General features: G+C 64.1%; 16 protein-coding genes. 13 read left to right on the plus strand and 3 right to left on the minus strand.

Going from position 1 to position 20,106, the window contains the following annotated elements:
- Nucleotides 1-66: 66 nt before the first annotated feature.
- The 6 genes from KF886_22450 to KF886_22475 all read left to right on the plus strand — a co-directional run bounded on the left by KF886_22450 (nt 67) and on the right by KF886_22475 (nt 11,562).
- The gene (locus KF886_22450) at nt 67-4,020 is read left to right on the plus strand and encodes a hypothetical protein (GenBank protein ID MBX3180119.1); all 3,954 of its coding nucleotides are present in this window, start codon (nt 67-69) and stop codon (nt 4,018-4,020) included.
- A gap of 172 nt (nt 4,021-4,192) precedes the next feature.
- On the plus strand, nt 4,193-6,322 hold the full coding sequence (locus tag KF886_22455) for a hypothetical protein (GenBank protein ID MBX3180120.1): 2,130 nt from the start codon (nt 4,193-4,195) through the stop codon (nt 6,320-6,322).
- 135 nt (nt 6,323-6,457) lie between these two features.
- Nucleotides 6,458-8,965, plus strand: coding sequence for an RNA-binding transcriptional accessory protein (locus tag KF886_22460; protein MBX3180121.1), 2,508 nt, complete (start codon nt 6,458-6,460; stop codon nt 8,963-8,965).
- Nucleotides 8,966-9,244: 279 nt separating this feature from the next.
- On the plus strand, nt 9,245-9,613 hold the full coding sequence (locus KF886_22465) for a TraR/DksA C4-type zinc finger protein (GenBank protein MBX3180122.1): 369 nt from the start codon (nt 9,245-9,247) through the stop codon (nt 9,611-9,613).
- Between the two features lie 119 nt (nt 9,614-9,732).
- Nucleotides 9,733-10,581: a prolipoprotein diacylglyceryl transferase gene (gene lgt / locus KF886_22470; GenBank protein MBX3180123.1), complete on the plus strand. Its 849-nt coding sequence runs from the start codon at nt 9,733-9,735 to the stop codon at nt 10,579-10,581.
- A gap of 78 nt (nt 10,582-10,659) precedes the next feature.
- Nucleotides 10,660-11,562 (plus strand): metallophosphoesterase, encoded by a 903-nt coding sequence (locus KF886_22475; GenBank protein MBX3180124.1) that lies wholly within the window; start codon nt 10,660-10,662, stop codon nt 11,560-11,562.
- 9 nt (nt 11,563-11,571) lie between these two features.
- Here the strand turns inward: KF886_22475 and KF886_22480 are convergent, their stop codons facing one another.
- Genes KF886_22480 through KF886_22490 form a run of 3 tightly spaced genes read right to left on the minus strand, consistent with a single transcriptional unit; the run spans nt 11,572 to nt 13,246 of the window.
- Nucleotides 11,572-12,153 (minus strand): hypothetical protein, encoded by a 582-nt coding sequence (locus KF886_22480; protein MBX3180125.1) that lies wholly within the window; start codon nt 12,151-12,153, stop codon nt 11,572-11,574.
- 2 nt (nt 12,154-12,155) lie between these two features.
- A complete protein-coding gene (locus KF886_22485; GenBank protein MBX3180126.1) occupies nt 12,156-12,602 on the minus strand; it encodes a hypothetical protein in 447 nt (148 codons plus the stop codon).
- Nucleotides 12,599-13,246, minus strand: coding sequence for a sigma-70 family RNA polymerase sigma factor (locus tag KF886_22490; GenBank protein ID MBX3180127.1), 648 nt, complete (start codon nt 13,244-13,246; stop codon nt 12,599-12,601). Before KF886_22490 ends, KF886_22485 begins: the two co-directional genes overlap by 4 nt.
- 329 nt (nt 13,247-13,575) lie before the next feature.
- Between KF886_22490 and KF886_22495 the strand changes: the two genes are divergently transcribed.
- From KF886_22495 to KF886_22525, 7 genes are all read left to right on the plus strand, one after another.
- The gene (locus tag KF886_22495; protein MBX3180128.1) at nt 13,576-15,192 is read left to right on the plus strand and encodes a S41 family peptidase; all 1,617 of its coding nucleotides are present in this window, start codon (nt 13,576-13,578) and stop codon (nt 15,190-15,192) included.
- A gap of 139 nt (nt 15,193-15,331) precedes the next feature.
- A complete protein-coding gene (gene rph / locus KF886_22500) occupies nt 15,332-16,042 on the plus strand; it encodes a ribonuclease PH (GenBank protein MBX3180129.1) in 711 nt (236 codons plus the stop codon).
- Nucleotides 16,035-16,643, plus strand: a complete 609-nt coding sequence (gene rdgB / locus KF886_22505) for an RdgB/HAM1 family non-canonical purine NTP pyrophosphatase (GenBank protein ID MBX3180130.1) — start codon at nt 16,035-16,037, stop codon at nt 16,641-16,643. Before rph ends, rdgB begins: the two co-directional genes overlap by 8 nt.
- 175 nt (nt 16,644-16,818) lie before the next feature.
- On the plus strand, nt 16,819-17,274 hold the full coding sequence (gene rpiB, locus KF886_22510) for a ribose 5-phosphate isomerase B (protein ID MBX3180131.1): 456 nt from the start codon (nt 16,819-16,821) through the stop codon (nt 17,272-17,274).
- Nucleotides 17,275-17,323: 49 nt separating this feature from the next.
- A complete protein-coding gene (gene hslU / locus KF886_22515; protein MBX3180132.1) occupies nt 17,324-18,712 on the plus strand; it encodes an ATP-dependent protease ATPase subunit HslU in 1,389 nt (462 codons plus the stop codon).
- A gap of 41 nt (nt 18,713-18,753) precedes the next feature.
- Nucleotides 18,754-19,449 carry a polyphenol oxidase family protein gene (locus tag KF886_22520; protein ID MBX3180133.1) on the plus strand — a complete coding sequence of 232 codons (696 nt, stop codon included), beginning with the start codon at nt 18,754-18,756 and terminating at the stop codon, nt 19,447-19,449.
- A 166-nt stretch (nt 19,450-19,615) separates the two neighbouring features.
- Nucleotides 19,616-20,071 carry a ribosome maturation factor RimP gene (locus tag KF886_22525; protein ID MBX3180134.1) on the plus strand — a complete coding sequence of 152 codons (456 nt, stop codon included), beginning with the start codon at nt 19,616-19,618 and terminating at the stop codon, nt 20,069-20,071.
- The last annotated feature ends 35 nt before the right edge of the window (nt 20,072-20,106 follow it).

The following is a 20,106-nucleotide window of genomic DNA, read 5'->3' on the forward strand; positions in this document are numbered from 1 at the left end:
GCCGTCGCCAGGCAGAGGAGAGAGGAAAGTGCCATGTTTATAACACCACCTCGGGAGTTACCGACCATGAGACGAGCCAGTTCAGTCCCGCGCGCACGTTTATTGACCGCAACCTTTCTGATCGCGTTGATCCTGGGCCTGAGTCCGGCGGCGATCGCCACGAAACCCACGCCCCCTGTGGAGATCGCCATTGGCGTGGATAAGCAGGATCTTGCGAACTACCGGGAGGCCCGCGTGAGTGTCGAGGTGCGCCCGGGGGCCGATCTGGAAGATGCGCGGGTCGAGTTCGAGGTCGCGCTGGGCGACGCCGAGATCACCGGCCCGAAATCCATTGACTTGGGGAGCATCGCGGCGGGCAGCACGCACCACATCAGCACCGCGATCCGCCTTACGGGCTATGGCAAGTCCGAGATCCGCGGCTATATTCACGGCCGCGACCCCGCCGGCATCGGCAAGTTCTGGCGATCGGCGGCCCTGCTCGTCGTGGACGCCAACGGCGAGGTGGTCAGCGGGATCGAGGGCTTTCTGCCACTGGAGTTGGAAGCCGCCAAGCGCCGATACGAGAAGAAACAGCTCTCCGAGGAGGACTACGAAAGGGAGCAACGCCGGATTCTCGGACAGGGCGCAGCGGAGAAGTCTTCAGTTAAGCCGGGCGTAGCCAAGCAGGGGACAATCTCGGTTTCTGGGACGATTCGCTGGACCGACGCCGCCGGCAACGTCCACCCCGCGCGCGAGGTGGATGTGGAGATTCGCGACGAAAACACCGCCGGATCCGAACTGGTCGCGACCAGAACCGCGTTCGGCGGGGTGTTCAACGCGACCATTGACAACAGCGACACCTTCGGCGACGGCGGGCGCGATATCTTTATCCGCGTCCTCACCCGCAGTTCCTCGGCCAACGTGGTCCGGGCGGACGATCCCGATGAAACCCATTTTATCGAATCTTCCGTCACCGACGACGTGGCCGACGGATCCGCCCTGACCATCGACCTCACAGCCAACAATACAGACGACAACAACCGCGCATTTTCCGTGCACGACGCCATGATTACAATCGTGCAGTACACGCCCTTCTTCCTCGGCGTTTCTCCCGCCCGGATCGACACGCTCTTCCCGGTGGGCGGCACGGTCTCGTTCTACAACGGCACAACCATCAACATGCTCCGGGATGACTGGATCGACTGGGACGTCATCCACCACGAATACGGCCACTACTTCATGGACGACCAGGACATCGAGGACAACCCGGGGGGCGCCCACGCCCTCGGCGAAAACCTGGCCGAACGGCTCGGCAAGGACAGGGGCATACGCCTGGCCTGGGGCGAGGGCTTTCCGACGTACTTCGGCACGGTCGGACAGCTCCGCCTTGGCGCCGCGTCCCTGGGCATCCCGAATGTCGGCGACACGGCCTACACCGATACGATCGACAGCTCCATCCACTACGACCTCGAGTCCAGCGCGGCGCCCGCCGAAAACGGCGAGGACGACGAGCTTGCCGTCCAGCGCGCACTGTACGACCTGTACGACTCCGCCCCCGATGGCAACGACGAGGTGGCCCTGGGCGATTTTGGCGTGTTCACCGTGGCGCGCGAGGCGAACGCGACAACGCTCAGCGCCTTCTGGAACCAGCTCATCATGGGCGCATCCACCGAGGAACAGGTCGCCTACGGCTGCCTTTTCATGGATCACAAGGTCTCGCCGGAGCCAACCGCGCCCGCGGATGGCGCCACCTTCGCCGCCGCGGACCCGCCGCCGGCCTTCGACTGGGAAGAACGTGGCGCCGGCCCTTCCTTCCGGCTGAATAAATTCACCGTGGAGTTCTGGGACGCGAGCTACACCACCCGCTACTTTGTGTCCCCCGAAGTCGACGCCCCGCCCTGGACCCCCTCCGCCGCCGACTGGAACACCATCCTGGGCAGCGACGACCTCATCAAGTGGGTCGTGCGCGGGCGCAACACCTCGGCCCCCGAGACCGGGACCTACATCAGCTGCCCGCGATCCCTCGGCGGCGTGGACGTGGGCTTCGTTATCGACGACACCGGTAGTATGGGCGAGGAGATCGGCGGCGTGCGCGACGCGCTCACCGCCTTCATCGCGGCCCTGGAAGGCGCGGAGCGCTCCCTGTCCATTAACTTGATCACCTTCAAGGACTCGGCGCACTCCGTCATCGTTTCCCGCGATCTGCCGGCCGTTCAGGCGCAGGTTAACGGGCTATTCGCCTCGGGCGGCGGCGATTGTCCCGAGGCCTCCGTTCAGGGCTTGCGCCTGGCCTCGAAGAACGTACGGGCGGGCGGGCGCGTCCTCTTCGCCACCGACGCCGACGCGCACACGGGCCTGGACATCCCCGGAACCGTCGCGGCCCTGCGCGCGAAGGGAATCCGGGTGGACGTGCTCCTGACGGGCAGCTGTTCGGAGTCGTTCAAGCACGGGACGTACTTCAGCAACTCGCTTGGCGAGCTCTATGCCATTCCACCCCATTGCAACGGAGAAGATTGCTTCGGCGAAGACGGCGCGGCAAAGACGGCGCCCGATTGTGATGGGCCCGATTGCAACACGCAGCTCGAACCCGCGCCTGAGTATCCCACGGGTTCAATCGCGCTCTTCTCGTCCATCGCGGCGGAAACCGGCGGCGTCTTCGCCTTCGTGCCCGAGGTCAATTCCTTCGACCCGGACGGACTTACCCGGTTTAACAACATCGCGCTCAACATGATGCTGGGCGCGGCCTTCCCCGCGTTGCCCAATGTTGAGCCTCCCCGCGGCAATCGCGATACCACTATCAACGTCGAGATAACCGGTTCGAACACCAATTTTAACATCAGCAGCGAAATCGCCTTCAGCGGCGAGGGAATCCGTGTCAACGCCGGCGGAGCAACTTCCGCCACCGCCTACCTGGCAAATATAACCATCGACGCCGAGACCGAGTTGGGTTTCCGCGACATCACGGTAACCACCGATCTCGGCGGCGGCGGCCAGGAAGTAGCCATCGGGATGGGAATCTTCGAGGTAGAAGACCTCCTCACCGGCCCCACGGTCACCGGCGTATCCCCCGCGCGGGGCGCGCTGGGCGAAACGCTGGATGTAACCATCACCGGGGCCAACACCAACTTCGGCGCGGAGTCGGAAGTCTCCTTCGGCTTCGGCATCACCGTTAACGCCTTCACCCCCGTCAGCCCCACGGAAGGCGTGGCCAACATCACCATCGACGAAGAGGATTCAACCCTGGGCTACCACAACGTTGGCGTAACGACGGGCTCCGAGTTCGCGGCCGAATCCGTGATAGGCCCATTCCTCGTTACCACCACCGCGCTCAGCGCATCCATCCCGCGGCTGGTTTCCGTAACGCCGCCCGTCGGGGCGCCGGGACAATCCCTCATCGTCACCGTCGCCGGCGAGAACACGAACTTCGTGGATGGCGAATCCGCGGGCGCCTTCAGCGGCGCCGGCGTGACGGTCAACGCCACCACCGTCAATAGCGAGACCGAGGCGCAGCTCGACATCGCCATTGCCGCGGACGCCTCCACCGGCTTCCGCGACATCGTCATCGTGACCGGCAGCGAGGAAGCCGCCCTGCTGGATGGCTTCGAGGTGGGCGGGAATGTGCCGCCCGTGGCGAACGCGGGGCCGGACCAGACCGTAACCGCAAGCGGGGAAACCGCGCGCGTCACGCTCGACGGCAGCGCCTCTACGGATGCAAATGGAACGATCGCGGAATACCTGTGGTCGGGAAGCCCGGATCCGAGCGACGTGATCCGGCCCACAGTCAATCTTGCGCCGGGCGAGTACACCTTCACGCTGATTGTCGTGGACGATCAGGGCGCGCAGAGCGCTCCCGACACCGTCTCCATTACCGTGCGGGCCGGTGTGACGCCAGCCCCGCAGTGCAATCTCCTCGCGGGTTCGGCGGCGGTGGGACCCGGGCCGGGCGCGGGCGATACCCTTCTGCTCATCGCGGCCGCAGCCATCCTGTTGGCCCTCGGGTACCGGCGGCGACAGGCCGGAGGCGCGATTGTGACCAGATAGACGCCCCACCTGAATCAGGCGACTTCCCGGGGCGCTGCTGGAGGCATCCAGCAGCGCCCCGCCCATTGCATACCTTTGCCCGCGGCCATTTTCCGCCGGGCGCCCAAATGCCGTATGATCGTGCCCAGGCGCATCCGGGCTGTTCCCGCCCCGGAGCGCTGGAGGATCTCCCGTGCCATACCGCTTCCTTCCCCTCCTGCTTCTCGCCGCAATCGCGCCCGTTGCCGCCGCCGCGGGGGAAGACCACACCTCGTTTCAGACCGCCGGCCCGTACAAGCCGGGACTGGACATCGCCTCCGACCAGGTGATGGTGTACGGCGTCAATCCGAGCTTCGCATCGCGGCTGGACAGCTGGCGGGCGCAGGGCTACCATGCGGGCTTCATGACCGGCATCTCCTGGGGCGGCTACGAGGCCTACTACGGGGCGGATGAGCGGCGGGTGCGCGAGGAGATCCAGACGGACGCCTCGGGCAAGCGCTTCATGCACGGCCAAAGCGATACCGTGGGCTACAACGTGCCCACCCCGGAGTACCTCTCGTTTCTGAAAGACTACCTGAACCCCGCGATTGACGCCGGGATCGAATCCTTCTACCTGGAAGAGCCGGAATACTGGGCGCGCACCGGCTGGAGCGAGGGCTTCAAGCGCGCGTGGCGGGACTACTACGGGGAGGCGTGGGAAGCGCCCGACAGCAGCGTCGCCGCGCAGTTCAAGGCGAGCCGCCTGAAGTACGAGCTCTACTACAACGCCCTGAGCGAGATCTTCGGGCACATCAAGGAGCGCGCCGCCTCCCAGGGCCGCACGGCGAAGTGCTACGTCCCCACCCACAGCATGATTAATTACGCCCACTGGCGCATTGTGAGTCCGGAATCGCGGCTCATGGACCTGGATATCGCCGACGGGTACATCGCCCAGGTCTGGACGGGCACCGCGCGCACGCCGAACCGCTACCAGGGCGTTCGGAAGGAGCGGACCTTCGAAACGGCCTTCATCGAATACGGGCAGATGCTCAGCATGGTGCGACCGACCGGCCGCACGGTCTGGTTCCTGGCCGACCCCGTGGAGGACAACCCGAACCACACCTGGACGGATTACGAGTACAACTACAAGCTCACGCTCGCCGCATCGCTCTTCTGGCCCGAGGTCTACCAGTACGAAGTGCTGCCGTGGCCCGATCGCATTTTCGAGGGACGTTACCCGGTCGAGGGGAGCGAGGAAAAGGCGACCATTTCGCCCGCCTACACGGCCCAGCTTCTGGCTATTTTCAACGCCCTGAACCACATGAAGCAGGACGACATCGCCCTCGACGCCGGCACGGGAGGCATCGGCCTGATCGTGTCCGACACGCTGATGTTCCAGCGCGGCGATCCGCACCCGAGCGATCCGGACCTCGCCCCGGTCTACGCGCTCGCGCTGCCCCTGCTCAAGCATGGCGTGCCGGTGGCGCCCGTACAACTGGAAACCGTGCTTACCCCGGGCGCGCTCGACGCGTTCTCCGTCCTGCTGCTCACCTACGAAGGCCAGAAGCCCCTGCGCGCGGACTACCACGAGATCCTGGCCGGCTGGGTGCGGGCGGGCGGCGCGCTGATTCTGGTGGGGGACGGCGCGGATCCGTATCATGCCGTTCCCGAATGGTGGAATAAGCGCGGGGCGGCCGAGTCCACGCCCTACGACGACCTGCTGGACCGGCTGGGCGCCCCCGAACCCGCCTCCAAACCCACCTCGGTTGGCCAGGGGCAGCTGATCCGGCTCGACGCCGCGCCCGCCGCCCTGCAGGCCGACGCCGCGGGTGCGGAGCGCATCCGGGAGGCTGTCCGGCTGGCCCTGGCGGCCCGGGACAAGCCCCTGAAGACGCAGCACTACCTCCGCCTTCGCCGCGGCCCCTATGTCGTCGCGATGGGGCTCGACGAAAGCCTGAACGCGCCGCCCCACGTGCTTTCGGGCCCCTTCATTGACCTATTCGACCCGGAATTGCCCTTGCTCCCGGAAAAAGTGCTGCATCCCGGCACGCCCGCACTGCTGTATGACCTCGAATGGGCGTCCGCCAACACGCCCGCGCCCGCCGTGGCCGCCGCCTCCACCCGTGTACGCGGGGAAATGGCCGCCGAGGGCGGATTCCAATGCACGACCCGGGGTCCCGCCGGAACGGCGGCCAATGTGATCGTCCGCCTGCCGCGGCGCCCCGTCAAAGTCACCCTGGACCCACCGGCGGCTGTTGAGCAGGCGTGGGACGCGGAGCGGGGGATCCTGCGGCTCCACTATGAGAACCAGGCCGCGGAGATTCGACTGGCGTTGACTTTTTGATATAGGTTAGGATCCCCCGGTACATTCGGGGAGAAGAAACCGGGTTGCGGGCGCGCGGGCAGTTGGGCCAGGGCGGTTCCACCAGGCAAGCCCCTGATCTACCCGGACCGTTTTCGCGGACTTACGGAGTGACTCATGATTGAATCGAAATTCGTTGACCTGATCAGCGCCGCTGTGGGCGCTGCGCCGGCACAGGTCGCCGTGGCCATCGAACTGTTCGACAAGGGCGCCACGATTCCCTTTGTCGCCCGGTACCGAAAGGACGTCACCGGCAACCTGGACGAGGTCAAACTCGAAACCATCGAGGCGTTGAACAACCAGTACACCGCCTTCACGAACCGCCGCGACGCGATCCTGGAGAATATCGAGAAACAGGGCAAGCTCTCGGACGATCTTAGGAAGCAGATTCAGGAATGCACGGACGCCACCGTGCTGGAAGACCTTTACCTGCCCTACAAGAAGGCGCGCAAGACGAAAGCCACCACCGCGCGCGAGCAGGGGCTCGAGCCCCTGGCCGATTTCATCTGGGCGCAGGTTGCGGGCGAGCGCAGTCTGGAAGAAGAGGCCGTGGCCTATGTGCAGCCGGAGAAGGGCGTGCCCGATGCCGCCGCCGCGCTTCAGGGCGCCCAGCACATCATTGCGGAGCGGATTTCAATCGACGCGGCGCTGCGCGGCTTTGTGCGCCAGCATTTCCACGACGAGGGCGTGCTGCGCTCGGCCAGCACCAAGAACGCCGAAGGCCAGAAGACGAAATTCGAGGCGTACTACGACTACAACGAGCCCATCAAGAAGATCCCGTCGCACCGCCTGCTCGCGGTGCTGCGCGGCGCGCGGATGGGCTTCCTGCGCATGGAGCTCGCCGTGGGCGAGGATACCGTGCTCAACGAAATGCGCGCCCGCTTCATCCAGGACCCGGCTTCGCCGTTTGCGGCCTTTCTCGGCACGGCCATTGAAGACGCGTACCGCCGCCTGATCCAGCCGGCCATTGAAAACGAAGTTATCCAGGAGGCGCGCAAGGTTGCGGACCAGTCCGCCACCGCGGTCTTCCGGGAAAACGCCGAGAACCTGCTCCTCGCGCCTCCCGCGGGCCAGAAACCCGTGCTGGGCGTCGACCCGGGCCTGCGCACGGGATCCAAACTGGCGGTGATTGACGCCCAGGGCGCCTACCACGAGAGCGCCACCATTTACCCGACGGAACCCGCCAACGATGTGGCCGGCGCGACGGAAACGCTGCTCACGCTGATTAATAAGCACCATATTCAACTCATCGCCATCGGCAACGGCACCGGATCGAAGGAAATCGGCCGCTTCATCAAGACCGTGATCAAGGACAACAACCTGGCCGGCATTACCACCGTGCTTGTCAATGAAGCGGGCGCGTCCATCTACTCGGCGTCGCCCGTGGCCCGCGAGGAGTTCCCCGATCTCGATCTGACGATCCGCGGCGCCATCTCCATTGCCCGGCGGCTGCAGGATCCCCTGGCCGAGCTGGTGAAACTGGAGCCGCGCCATGTCGGCGTGGGCCAGTACCAGCACGACGTTAACCAGAAGCACCTGCGGGAGGGCCTGACGAAGACGGTCGAGTTTTGCGTCAACCGTGTCGGCGTCGACCTGAACACCGCCTCGGCGGAGTTGCTCCGGTATATCAGCGGCATCCAGCAGAATACCGCCAAGAATATCGTCGAGTTCCGCCAGAAAAACGGCCCCTTTACGAACCGCGCCCAATTACTTGACGTTTCCGGCGTGGGGGAGCGCACCTACGAGCAGTGCGCCGGTTTCCTGCGCATTCAGAATGGCGCCGAACCCCTCGATCAAACCTCCATTCACCCGGAGGCCTACGGGATCGTGGAGGCCATCGCCCAGAGCCTGTCGGTCTCCAAGAGCGACCTCATCCGCAACCGGGAACTGCTCGAAAAGGCCAATCTCGAAATCTTCGCGACGGACACCATCGGCAAGCTTTCGCTGGACGACATCAAGCGCGAGTTGCTCAAGCCGGGCCGCGATCCCCGAAAGCGTTTCCAGGCGCCCCAGTTCCTCGAAGGGGTCGACGACGTCAAGGATCTGGAGCCGGGCATGGTCAGCGAGGGCGTCGTCACGAACGTGACCGATTTCGGCGCCTTTGTGGATATTGGCGTTCACCAGGACGGTCTCGTGCATTTGTCCGAACTCGCCAACCGCTACATTCATGATCCGCACGAAGTCGTCAAGGTGGGGGACATCGTGCAGGTGAAGGTGCTCAGCGCCGACAAGGATCGCGGTCGCGTTTCCCTTTCCATCAAGGCGCTGCTCCCGCCGCCACGGCACAGGCACCGCTCCCGGAACGAGACGGACCAGCCGGACGCCGCGGGCGGGCAGGCCGAGCGCCGTCCCGAACGCGAAACGGGATCCCAGCCCCGTCCCGCCAAGGCAGCGGAGCGTTCACCATCGGAACGATCCCGCGAAGGCGAGCCGGCCCGGGGACAGCGCAGCGAGGACAGCAACCGCCCGCGCGGCCGTCGCACCGAGAAGAAAGGTGGAGGACGCAAGAGGAACGCCGGGGACAAAGCGGCCCCGGCAAAGCACGACAGCGCCCCATCGGAACCGATGAATACGCTTCTCGCCGACCAATTGGCCGCCCTGCGTGAGAAATTCGGGGGCAATTAAGCTGCGCATACTGTGCACAATGAAAATAGCAGCCGCACAACCTTGACTTTCGCTCCAACCTGTGGTACCGTCTCTGCGCTCTAGACAACGGCAGTTCCCTGGTGGGATCAACAGACGTCGGACCCTGAATTCCGGGGCGGGCGCGCGATCAGGATCGCGGCAAGATCTCCCATGGTGATCTCGCACTTTCCTGCACGCAACCCCTGACCCGCGCCCCTCCTGGGCGGAACCAGGGGAGGCATGGGGCCAGCCGGCCACCACAGCAGGAGTGGAGTTGGAATGAATAAACGAGACCTGAAGAAATTCGAGAAAATGCTTCTCGCCGAGCGGGATCGGCTTACGGGAAGCATCAAGAGCATCGAAGACGCCTCCCGCTACGAGTCCGGGCGGGACAACAGCGGCGACCTTTCCAGTTATGCGGAGTCCGGCACGGACAATTTTGAACTGGAAACGGCCCTGAACATCGCCAGCGGCGAGTCCCACTGGCTGAACGAGGTGTCCGAAGCCCTGGACCGGATCAAGAGCGGCGCCTTCGGCATCTGCGAGGGTTGTGAGAAAGAGATACCCCGCAAGCGCCTGGAGGCGTTCCCGTCGGCGAAGTTCTGCGTTCCGTGCAAGGAAGAGATCGAGAAGCAGGGCATTTACTAATCGCGGATACCTTTCACCCCTGAGGCGCGGTGCGGCGTTTCCCACGTTCGCAGTGCGCCTTTTCTATCGTGGCCGCCCGAGCGCGGCGGCCACGCACGCATGAGGATCACCCCACCTCCATGTTTCCGACCATCCTGGAAATCGGCCCGATAACCCTTTATTCCTATGGGCTGATGATCGCCCTGGGCTTCATTACGGTCCTCTATTTCATGCGCCGGGATGCGCGGAGCGCGGGCATCGATCCAGACGCGATCGCGGATACCGCGTTCTGGACGCTGATTCTGGGAGTTATCGCCACCCGCGTGGCCCATATTATTCTCTACTCGGACAACTATTCGTGGACCGATCCCATCGGCTGGATCGATGTTACCCGGGGCGGGCTTGTGTTCCAGGGCGCCATTCCGGTCGGCATCGCCTACGCCTACTGGAACCTGACCCGCCGGGGCGTTAACTTCTGGCAGGCCGCCGATGTTGTCATGCCGTGGGTGCCGGTGGCGCAGGCCTTCGGCCGTGGGGGATGTTTTCTCAAGGGCTGCTGCCACGGCGCCCGGTCGGACGATCTCCCCTGGGGCGTAAGTTTTCCCGAGGGCAGCCCGGCATACCTCGCCCACCAGGCCCAGTACGCGGCTTTTCCAGACGACGCCCTCTGGTCCTACCCGGTGCACCCCACACAGATCTACAGCATCCTGCTGCTGCTTGCGATGTGTGGCGCCTTGATGCTGCTGCGCAGGCGCCGCCCTTTCTTCGGCGTTGCGCTCCCGGGGTACCTGGTCCTGTATGGCATTTGCCGTTTCATCGTCGAAATGTACCGGGGCGACGGCAACCCCGTCCAGAGCTACCTGGGCGTCCAACTGACATCGCAGCAGGCGTTTTGCGTGCTCATGATCGTGATCGGCGCCGCGCTGGCCGCCTGGCTTTACCGGCGCCGCGGAACCGGATCGGTCCCGCCCTTCCCACAGGCGGGATAGGTTGGACTCGGGGCCCGGTTCCGGTATACTTGCGGTCGCTGCCTGACGCAATGGGAACCGATGAAGCCGGGAGTCCGTATGTGGCGCTTCGCACATGTGTCCGACCCGCACCTGGCAAGCCAGCGGGACGGGGTTTGGAACAACCGCTTTTTGTGTACGATGATGCCGGACGTCATGGCGTGCCTGGCCCGGGACCTGGCGGTCATGAAGCCGGATTTCGTTCTGGTGACGGGGGATATCGCCAGCACCCAGACCCGGGAAGCGATGTTCGAGGCGCGGGATATGATGGAAAGCCTGAAGCTGCCCTACTACCCGATGGGCGGCAACCACGATTTCGTGGTCCAGGAGTCCCGGGCGTGGTTCCTCGAAGCCTTTGCCCACCGCCTGCCCAGCCCCCGGACGTACTACGCATTCACCCACAAAAACCTGCGTTTTTACGTGCTCGACGCCTGGTGGCTCTGGTCCGACGGCGCCCTCTGTGAAGTGAGCGAGGCCAGCGTCGCGAAGGAACTGGATTCGACGCTGAAGGGCGCGCGGTGGGCCATTCCGCCGCACCAGCTCACGTGGCTGGAGCAGGACCTTGAGGCTAACCCGGGCCTGCCCGCCGTTATTGGCGTGCACTTTCCGGCGGTTCCGGTACCCATGCGCCTGCACCGGCCCGGATTCAACAACGGCGGCTGCCTCGACAATGGCCCCTTGCTCCTCGAAGTGCTCCAGCGGCATCCACAGGTACGGGCGATTTTTTCGGGGCACGTGCACTTGAACTTCGTTGCGCGCGAAAACGGCATCGCGCACATCGTGACCGGGGCGCTGCCGGAATACCCGACAGAATACCGGGACGTGCAGGTATTTGACGACCGAATGGAAGTGCGCACGGTGGGGCTCAGCGATCCGGCTTTTGCGGAGCAATCCCTGATTCCGGGCAAGGGATGGACCGCCGGAGACGCGGAAGACCGGCACGCCGTGATCCCGTTCGCGTGACGGTGGCCGCTAGCGCTCCGCCCCCTCGCGGGGCACGGATAAAGACACGACGAGCACCATATCCTTGCCCTCCTGGGTTTTCAGCCCGCGAATGACCACCTGCTTACCCGGTTGCAGGAGCAAATCCGACGAGAGCGCCTCGATTTCCCTGGGCTTGGCGGGCGCCGTCCGCGGTGATGTCGGGGCCAGCCCGTCCGGCCGCAGCAGGGAGGAGGCCCCGTTGCCCGGCGGCGGGGTTTCCGGTTTCTCTTCCTTCATCGTGAGGCGCAGTTTCACCCGGTAGCGACCGTCCGCGGACCGCGCGGGGGCGCTCGTGTCCAGCGTGTACTGATCCGTCAAGGCGGTCTTAAAGGGCTTCGCGTCCTTGAATCCATGGCGCGACGATCGGAGATTCCGGTAGGTATCGTGCTTCGGGTCCTTCAGGGCGTCCCGAATTTCCTCCAGGCCGGAATCGAAGTGCGCCTCCGCGCGGCCCTGCGAATCCAGCTCGACCGCCCAGACCTTCAATTCCGTCTGGGCAGGGGCCGCGCCCCCGGATTCCGGCGCGGACAGCAGCGCGCCCAGCAGCAGGACCGTCACAAGGGGCGACATAATTACAGATCGTCCTCCGTAATCGAAATCCAGATCGTCGTGACGCCGGCGCCCGAGTCCCCCCACACGACGGTGGCGCCGTCAATCTCCGTCGATACCGCCTCGACTTCATTCGCCTGAACGGGGACGGGCGCGGCGCCGTCGAAGATCGAGAAGGTGGCGACGGCAATCACGAGGGCCGCCGCCGCCAGGCTGGCCAGGGCCCAGAATCCACGGGGGCGGGCGGGGGCCTGGCCGATCTCCTGGCGGATGCCATCCATAAAGGCCGGAAACTGCGCGTCGCTCAGCACGGGCGCCTCGCGGCGCACCGCCGCGCGCAGGCGGAGCAATTGATCGCGGTGCGCCGTGCAGTCGGGGCAGGCCACCAGATGGGCCTGAACGGCCTCGGCCTCGCGCGCCTCGCCGTCGATCAGGGCTTCAATTCGATTGAACCAGGTACAGGTTTTCATGATATACCACCCTCCGCAAAGCCCATCCGCGACAATTTATCTTGCAGCTTCTTCCGGGCATGATGCAAACGGCTCATCACCGTTCCTTCGCTACACTCCATGACACTTGCCATGTCCTTGTAGGACATATCTTCAAACTCTCGCAGCACAAACGCCATCCGGTGTTTGGGGGAGAGGCTGTCCAGGGCTTCCTGAATCGCCTCGCCCAACTCCGAGTTGCCCAGCGCGCGTCCGGGATCCGTTCCCGAGGGAAAGAAATCCTGGGAGGGCATGGCGTCGATCGAGACTGTCGGCACGCGCCGCTTCTTAAAAAGATCCTTGCAGTGGTTCGCCGTTATCCGGAGCAACCACGTCTTGAAGCCCGCGTCCCCCCGAAAACGCCTCAGGGACCGGTAGGCCTTGATAAACACCTCCTGGGAGACGTCCCACGCCTCCTCCCGGTTACGCAGGAAATGGTAGCTGAGCCCATATACGTCGTTCCGGTATCGCCGGACGAGCTCCTCAAAGGCCGCGCCGTCCCCGGTTTGCGCCCGGGTGACGAGTGCCTCGTCCGTTGCGTTTCGCGCGTCAACCCTGCTGTCCACGTGCTCCTCTTCGGCGGTCAAGTTGCCAAAATGAAGGCGAATATCCAACGAAAGGCTCATACGCGGGGTCTCCTCGTTTCACCTTACTGGACGCCCGCTTCATGGCTTTATTCATTTTTTCGATTTGAGCCCGCCCGGCCCGGAACGCACTCCCCGCGCGTCGCTCCGGACCGGGCAACGTGTTCCATTCTACCACGCACGAAACCCTCTCGCATTACCTGAGGATCATCTGGTAAACTTTTTTCGAAGCAGCAGGCAGAACGTGTCCGCGGGCCCGTCCCGGGTGATTCCGCGGACATACGCGCCCGCCGCCAACCTGTTCCGGATGCCCTGTAGCACACCGGCGGAATAGGCCGCGTGCCCGCACGCCGGCCACATTTGGAGAACCCATGCAGAAGCATAGCAGCAAAGCGGAATTCCTTTCGCTACTCGCCTTTCTGGCCATTTTGACCCTCCTGATAACCAACGCCTTCGCGCCGAGAATTCACGCGCAGGGCGGGCAGGTGGACATCTACCCGCAGGTCGAGCCCATCGGCGAAGTGCTCACCAAAATCCTGGACGAGTATGTTCACGACCCGGATCTGGACCGTGTCGTTGAAGGCGCCATTTTCGGCATGATGAGCGCCCTGGGGGGACACAACAGTTATATTCCCGCCCAGGCCCTGACCGAGATGCGCGAGGATACCCGGGGCGAGTTCGAAGGCATCGGGATTCAGATTCGCGAGGAGAACGGCCAGGTGCTCATCTTCACGCCCGTCGACGGCGCGCCCGCGGCCGAAGCCGGTCTCTTGCCGGGCGACATCATCACGGCGGTCGATGACGTTACCACCGAGCAGATGTGGTCCGAGGCCGAGGGCAACCCCGCTTTCAGCATCGTAAGCGCCGTGGCCGACAAGATCCGCGGCAAGCGCGGAACTACCGTAAAGATTACCGTATCGCGCGATGGCGGACCGGACGCCGGGGGCCAGATCCTTGATTTCGTCGTCAAGCGCGACAAGGTTCCGCTCAACAGTGTAGTCGAGGCGCGTCTGCTGCCCGGAAACATCGGCTACATCCGCCTGAAAGATTTCAAGGACAATTCGGCGGCGGATATCCGCAAACACATCAACGACTTCAAACAGGAAGGCATGACCGCGTTTGTGCTGGACCTTCGCTGGAATCCCGGCGGACTGCTGTCGGCCAGCCAGGAGGTTTGCGACCTGTTTCTGCCCAAGAAGTCGCTTGTCACCTACACGAAGGGCCGCGAGCGGTCGGACGGGCGCGCCAACACGCAGGACCTCCAGCTCTACACCGAGCACGCCCCCGTATTGCCCGCGGAGTTCCCGATGGTCGTCCTGGTCAATGGGGATACCGCCAGTTCCGCCGAAATCGTGACCGGCGCGCTCCAGTTTCATCAGCGCGCTCTTGTGCTGGGCGAAAAGACCTTTGGAAAGGGGAGCGTCCAGACGATTATCCCCCTGAAGCGCCCCGAACAGACCGCCCTGCGCCTCACGACGGCCCTCTACTACACCCCGGCGGATGTCACGATCGATCACCAGGGCATCCTGCCGGATGTCGAAGTGATTATGACCGAGGACGAGGAGAAGGCGCTGATTAACCAGCTGTTCCGCTCCTACGAAAAGGATCCCACGAAGCGCAATACGCAGAACCACGGCACCGTGTCCGGCCATGAAGTGACCGAGGCGGACCCCTCCGAAACGGAGAAGGAAGAGGCGCTGCTCAAGGAGATCGCGGCTTACTACGGGGATGACGTGGCCAACACCCTGCGCAACAGCGTCAGCCTGAAGGAACGCCTCGAGCGTACCGTCGAGGATCGCCCGCTCCTCCGGGCCGTCGAACTCATCCAGGAAGCCCCCGACTGGACCACGACGTTCCGAAAGTACCACCGGGATATCTCCGAAACCCAGGTGGCCGCCAGTACGGGTACGCAGCGCCTGGAGAAGGCGTCGCCCATCGCCGAGGAGCGTACCGCGCCCGCGCTGCCCGAGGCCTCGGAAGCGGAGTAGCGCCGCCTCCCGGATTCACACTTGCCGCCGCTCCAGCGGGTGCTCGCCCGCTGGAGCGGCTTGGTTTAGCGCCGCACTCCCTTTCGGGAAGCGGCGCGAGTCGAATCCTCCTGTGGAATAGAAGTGGAGACACCACACCATGCGAAAAGACGGCCGAGGCCCCGGGGAAATGCGCCCCGTCGCGTTTCAGCGGCATTTCACCGGAAACGCCGCCGGCTCCGTGCTGGCGTCCTTTGGAAACACCCGGGTGATCTGCACCGCCAGCGTGGAATCGCGTGTGCCGCCCTGGCTCAAGGACTCCGGCAAGGGCTGGGTAACCGCCGAATACGCCATGCTGCCGGGCTCGACCCATGATCGGGTCAGCCGGGAGGCGAACAAGAAGGGCCGCGCCCTGGAAATCAGCCGCCTGATCGGGCGCTCCCTTCGCGGTGTGATGGATTTGGAGGCGCTCGGCGAGATCATGATTACGCTGGATTGCGATGTCATCGAAGCCGACGGTGGCACACGCACCGCCGCCATTTCGGGGGCCTATGTGGCGTTGCACGACGCATTGGTCTCCCTGCAATCCTCGGGCATGATCGAAACCTGGCCGCTCCGGGCCGCCTGCGCGGCGGCCAGCGTGGGCATCGTACAGGGGGAGACCCTCCTCGATCTTTGTTACGAAGAGGACGCCGTCGCTGATGTGGACATGAACGTGGTCATGAACAGCGCCGGCGAGTTCATCGAGATACAGGGCAGCGCGGAGGGGGCGCCCTTCAAGCGAAGCGAAGCCCTGAACATGCTGGAGGCCGCGGAGTCTGGAATCGCCGTGATTCTGCGCGCCCAGCGGGAGGCCCTCGGCCATGCCTGATATCCTGCTGCTCGGATCCGGAAACGGCGACAAGGCCCGGGAGCTGGCCGTCCTGCTGGAGGGCCTTCCCTGGGAAGTGCGAAGCCTCCGGGACTACCCGCCCGCCGAGGAGCCGGAGGAGACCGGCGCCACGTTTGAGGAGAACGCCCTGCTGAAAGCGCGCTATTACAGCGCCCAGTTTGGCGTAGCCTGCGTGGCGGACGATTCCGGCCTCGAAGTGGACGCGCTCGATGGCGCCCCCGGCGTCTACTCCGCGCGCTACGCGGGGCCCGGATGTTCTTACTCCGATAACAATCGCAAGTTGCTGGACGCCCTCGAAGGGGTCCCCTGGCACGAACGCACGGCGCGCTTCCGGTGCTGCGCGGCGCTGGTAATTCCATCGAGCGGGAAAACCCATGTCGAAATGGGAACCGTGGAGGGCCATATCGCGATTTCGTGCGAGGGAACCAATGGGTTTGGCTACGATCCCCTGTTTGTTCCCGCCGGCGAAGACCGTACCTTCGGCGAGATGCAGCCCGAAGAGAAGCACGCCATCAGCCACCGAGGTAAGGCCTTCGGCCAAATGCGGGCCTGGCTCGAAGAATACGATGGATCGGCGTAATTCCCCGCGATCGCGCTGACCGCCGCAAAACAGCGCCACCGGCCGCCCTCCGGAAGTAGCGCGGCCCGTACGCGTTCCCGGCGCGAACCGCCGGTTTTTCAGCGCTACTTGTGAATGATTTCAATAAGTCATTACAATAGCCGTTTGCATCGGCCCGAGTTACGAGAGAGAGATCATGAAGCTAGCCTTCGGCTGCGACCACGCCGGATACGAAGACCCGCCACCCCATCACGCGCCGGCCATCGTCGCGTACCTGGAAGAACTGGGCCATACCGTCGAGCATGTGGGGACCCATGGCCCCGGCTCGGTGGATTATCCCGATTTCGCGGAGCGGGTTGTCGAGCGGATTCTGAATAAAGAGGCCGATCTGGGTGTATTGCTCTGCGGCACCGGCATGGGCATCAGTATCGCCGCCAACCGCCACAAGGGCATTCGCGCGGCGGCCTGCGTCACCGACGAGATGGTGCGGCTGGCCCGGGACCATAACAACGCCAACATCCTGTGCCTCGGTTCCCGGGTATCGTCCATCGAGGACTGCAAGCGCCTGCTGCGCCTCTTCCTCGAAACCGAGTTCAGCTACGGCGACCGGCACGAGCGGCGCATCGAAAAGCTCGACCGCATCGGCTGTTAATCCGCAATAGCGCCGGCCCCCCGCCCCGAACCGAACTGGAGTACCCCCCATGAGTGCATTGACGCCCCGCGAAATCGTCGAGGCGCTGGACAGGCATATCGTCGGCCAGCAGGAAGCCAAGCGCAAGGTCGCGATCGCCCTCCGCAATCGCTGGCGGCGCAAACAGCTGCCCGAAGGCCTGCGCGACGAGGTCGCGCCCAAGAATATCATCATGATCGGCCCCACCGGCGTGGGCAAGACGGAAGTGGCGCGGCGCCTGTCCAAGCTGGCCGAGGCGCCTTTTGTGAAAGTCGAGGCGTCCAAATTCACCGAAGTGGGGTACGTCGGGCGGGATTGTGAATCCATGATCCGCGAACTCACCGAGGTGGGCGTCAAGCTGGTCAAGGAAGAGATGCAACGCGAAGTCGAAGGCGCCGCCCGCGCGCGAGCCGAGCAGAGGCTCCTGGATCTCCTCCTACCGCCACAACCGGCGGGGCCCCAGAAGATTTTTCGCCCGAGCGACCCGGAAAGCGGGGACGAGGGGCCCGCGAAGAACCTCGAATCCAACCCGGAAGCCCGCACGCGCGAAATCCTGCTCCGGAAGCTGCGCGCCGGCGAGCTGGATGATCGCGAAGTGGAGGTATCCGTCCGCGACAGCGGCAACACCTCGATGATGCAGGTGTTCAGCGCGTCGGGCATGGAAGAAATGGGGGTCAACCTCCAGGAGATGCTCGGCCGGATGATGCCGCAGCGATCGAAGCGGCGCAAAGTCCGCGTGGACGAGGCCCGGCGCATCCTGGAGCAGGAAGCCGTCCAGGACCTCATCGACATGGACGCCGTCACCCCGGTCGCCATCGAGCGGGTCGAGAACGCCGGCATCGTCTTTCTGGACGAAATCGATAAGATCGCCGGGCGCGGCCAGCATGGGCACGGCCCGGATGTCTCGCGCGAAGGTGTGCAACGAGACATTCTGCCGATCGTGGAGGGCAGTACGGTGATGACCAAATATGGCCCCGTGCGCACGGACCATATCCTGTTCATTGCCGCCGGCGCGTTCCATATTTCCAAAGTTTCCGACCTCATTCCGGAGCTTCAGGGGCGCTTCCCGATCCGCGTGGAGCTGGAGAACCTCGGCGCGGCCGATTTCGCCCGTATCCTGCGCGAGCCCGAGTGCTCGCTGATCAAGCAGTACCAGAGCATGATGGCGACAGAAGGCGTGACCCTCGAATTCGAGGACAGCGCCATCGACGCCCTGGCGAACTTCTGCCAGCGTGTGAACGAAGAGACGGAAAACATCGGCGCGCGGCGGCTGCACACGCTGCTGGAGAACCTCCTCGAAGATATCTCCTTCGACGCCCCTGAGCAAAGCGGGGCCGTGGTGCGTATCGATGCGGCCACCGTTCAGGAACGCCTCGGCGCGAAAGTGGAGAACCAGGACCTGTCGCGGTACATCCTGTAGCCCAGCAGTACGCCTGAGTGTTCCAAAGCGGAGCAAATTCCATGATGCAGTTTCCCCAACTCCTGGAGGCCGGCGCCCGGGTGGCGGCCATCTCGGGTCAGGCGGAGGGCGATTGTGGCTGGGCGACGCCGGATCCCGCGCGTCGGGCCGCGTTCCTTGCGCGGGCCGGGGCGCCGCCGAACCGTTTGGTCGCGCTGCGGCAGTGCCACGGCGACCGCGTGGTCGTGGCGGCGGGCGACGAGGCCGGGTGCGGTCTCGGCGAACGAGAAAACGCGCTGGGCGACGCCGATGGGGTCGTAACGGGCGAAGACGACTTGCCGCTGGGCATCCATGTCGCCGATTGCGTACCGCTCTATCTTGCTTGCCCGAAGGCAGTTGCGCTGATTCATGCGGGGCGCGAGGGGACGTCGCGAAACATAGCCGCAAAGGCTGTCGCAGCCCTGGCGCGGGAATGTGGCGCAGATGCCGAAAGCCTTACCGCGCTGATTGGTCCGTCGGCGGGTCCATGTTGCTACCAGGTGTCCGGCGAGCTACGCGACGCCTGGGTGGCGCGGGGGCTGATCGCGGAGGGGGATCACCTCGACCTCTGGCGGACGAACGTGGCGCAATTGATTGACGGCGGAGTCCGCAAGTCCCGGATCCACGTCATCGGCCACTGCACGATCTGTATGCCCGGCCTGTTTTCCTACCGCGGCAACCAGACTAACCAGCGCAATCTCGCCGTAATCATGCGCTGAACCGCCCGATGACCCATATGAAATGCGGGTGGGTAAGCTACTTGTAATACAGCATTTACTCATTGCACCGTCCCTCCACCCTGTGCTATACTTCCCTTCCTGATAGTATGACTTCGCGGAAAGTGGGTCTTGACCCACTTTTTTTATTACGTAATCGAGGCCCTACGTGAGCAGAGAGGAATTGGTTCGGCGATTCTGGTCCCGGTTTGAGGACGACATCGCGGAACAGGGATACGAGCTGGTCGAGGTCGAAGTGGCCGGCCAGGGCGGGGTGCGCATTTTGCGCATCTATATCGACAAGCCCGATGGCATCGGGCTGGAAGATTGTACCGCCGTTTCCCAACTCCTGAATCCCTTGCTGGACGCGGAGGACTTCATTGCGGACAACTATATCCTGGAGGTCTCCTCGCCGGGCTTTGACCGCCCGCTGCGGAAACCTTCCGATTTCATCCGGTACGCCGGAGAAGCAGTGACCGTAATGACCCACTCGCCCATTGAGGGCCGGAAGCGATTCGTCGGCGTTCTGGGCGGTTTTGAAGACGGGTTGATTCACGTTGACTGCGATGGGACACGCCACGAGATCCACATCGAGAATCTTCGTAAGGCGAATCTTAACCGGTAGTTACGGTGTAAGGAGATTGTTTTGGATCAGAATCT

The organism is Candidatus Hydrogenedentota bacterium, from assembly GCA_019637335.1.
In the GTDB taxonomy this organism is placed as follows: domain Bacteria; phylum Hydrogenedentota; class Hydrogenedentia; order Hydrogenedentales; family JAEUWI01; genus JAEUWI01.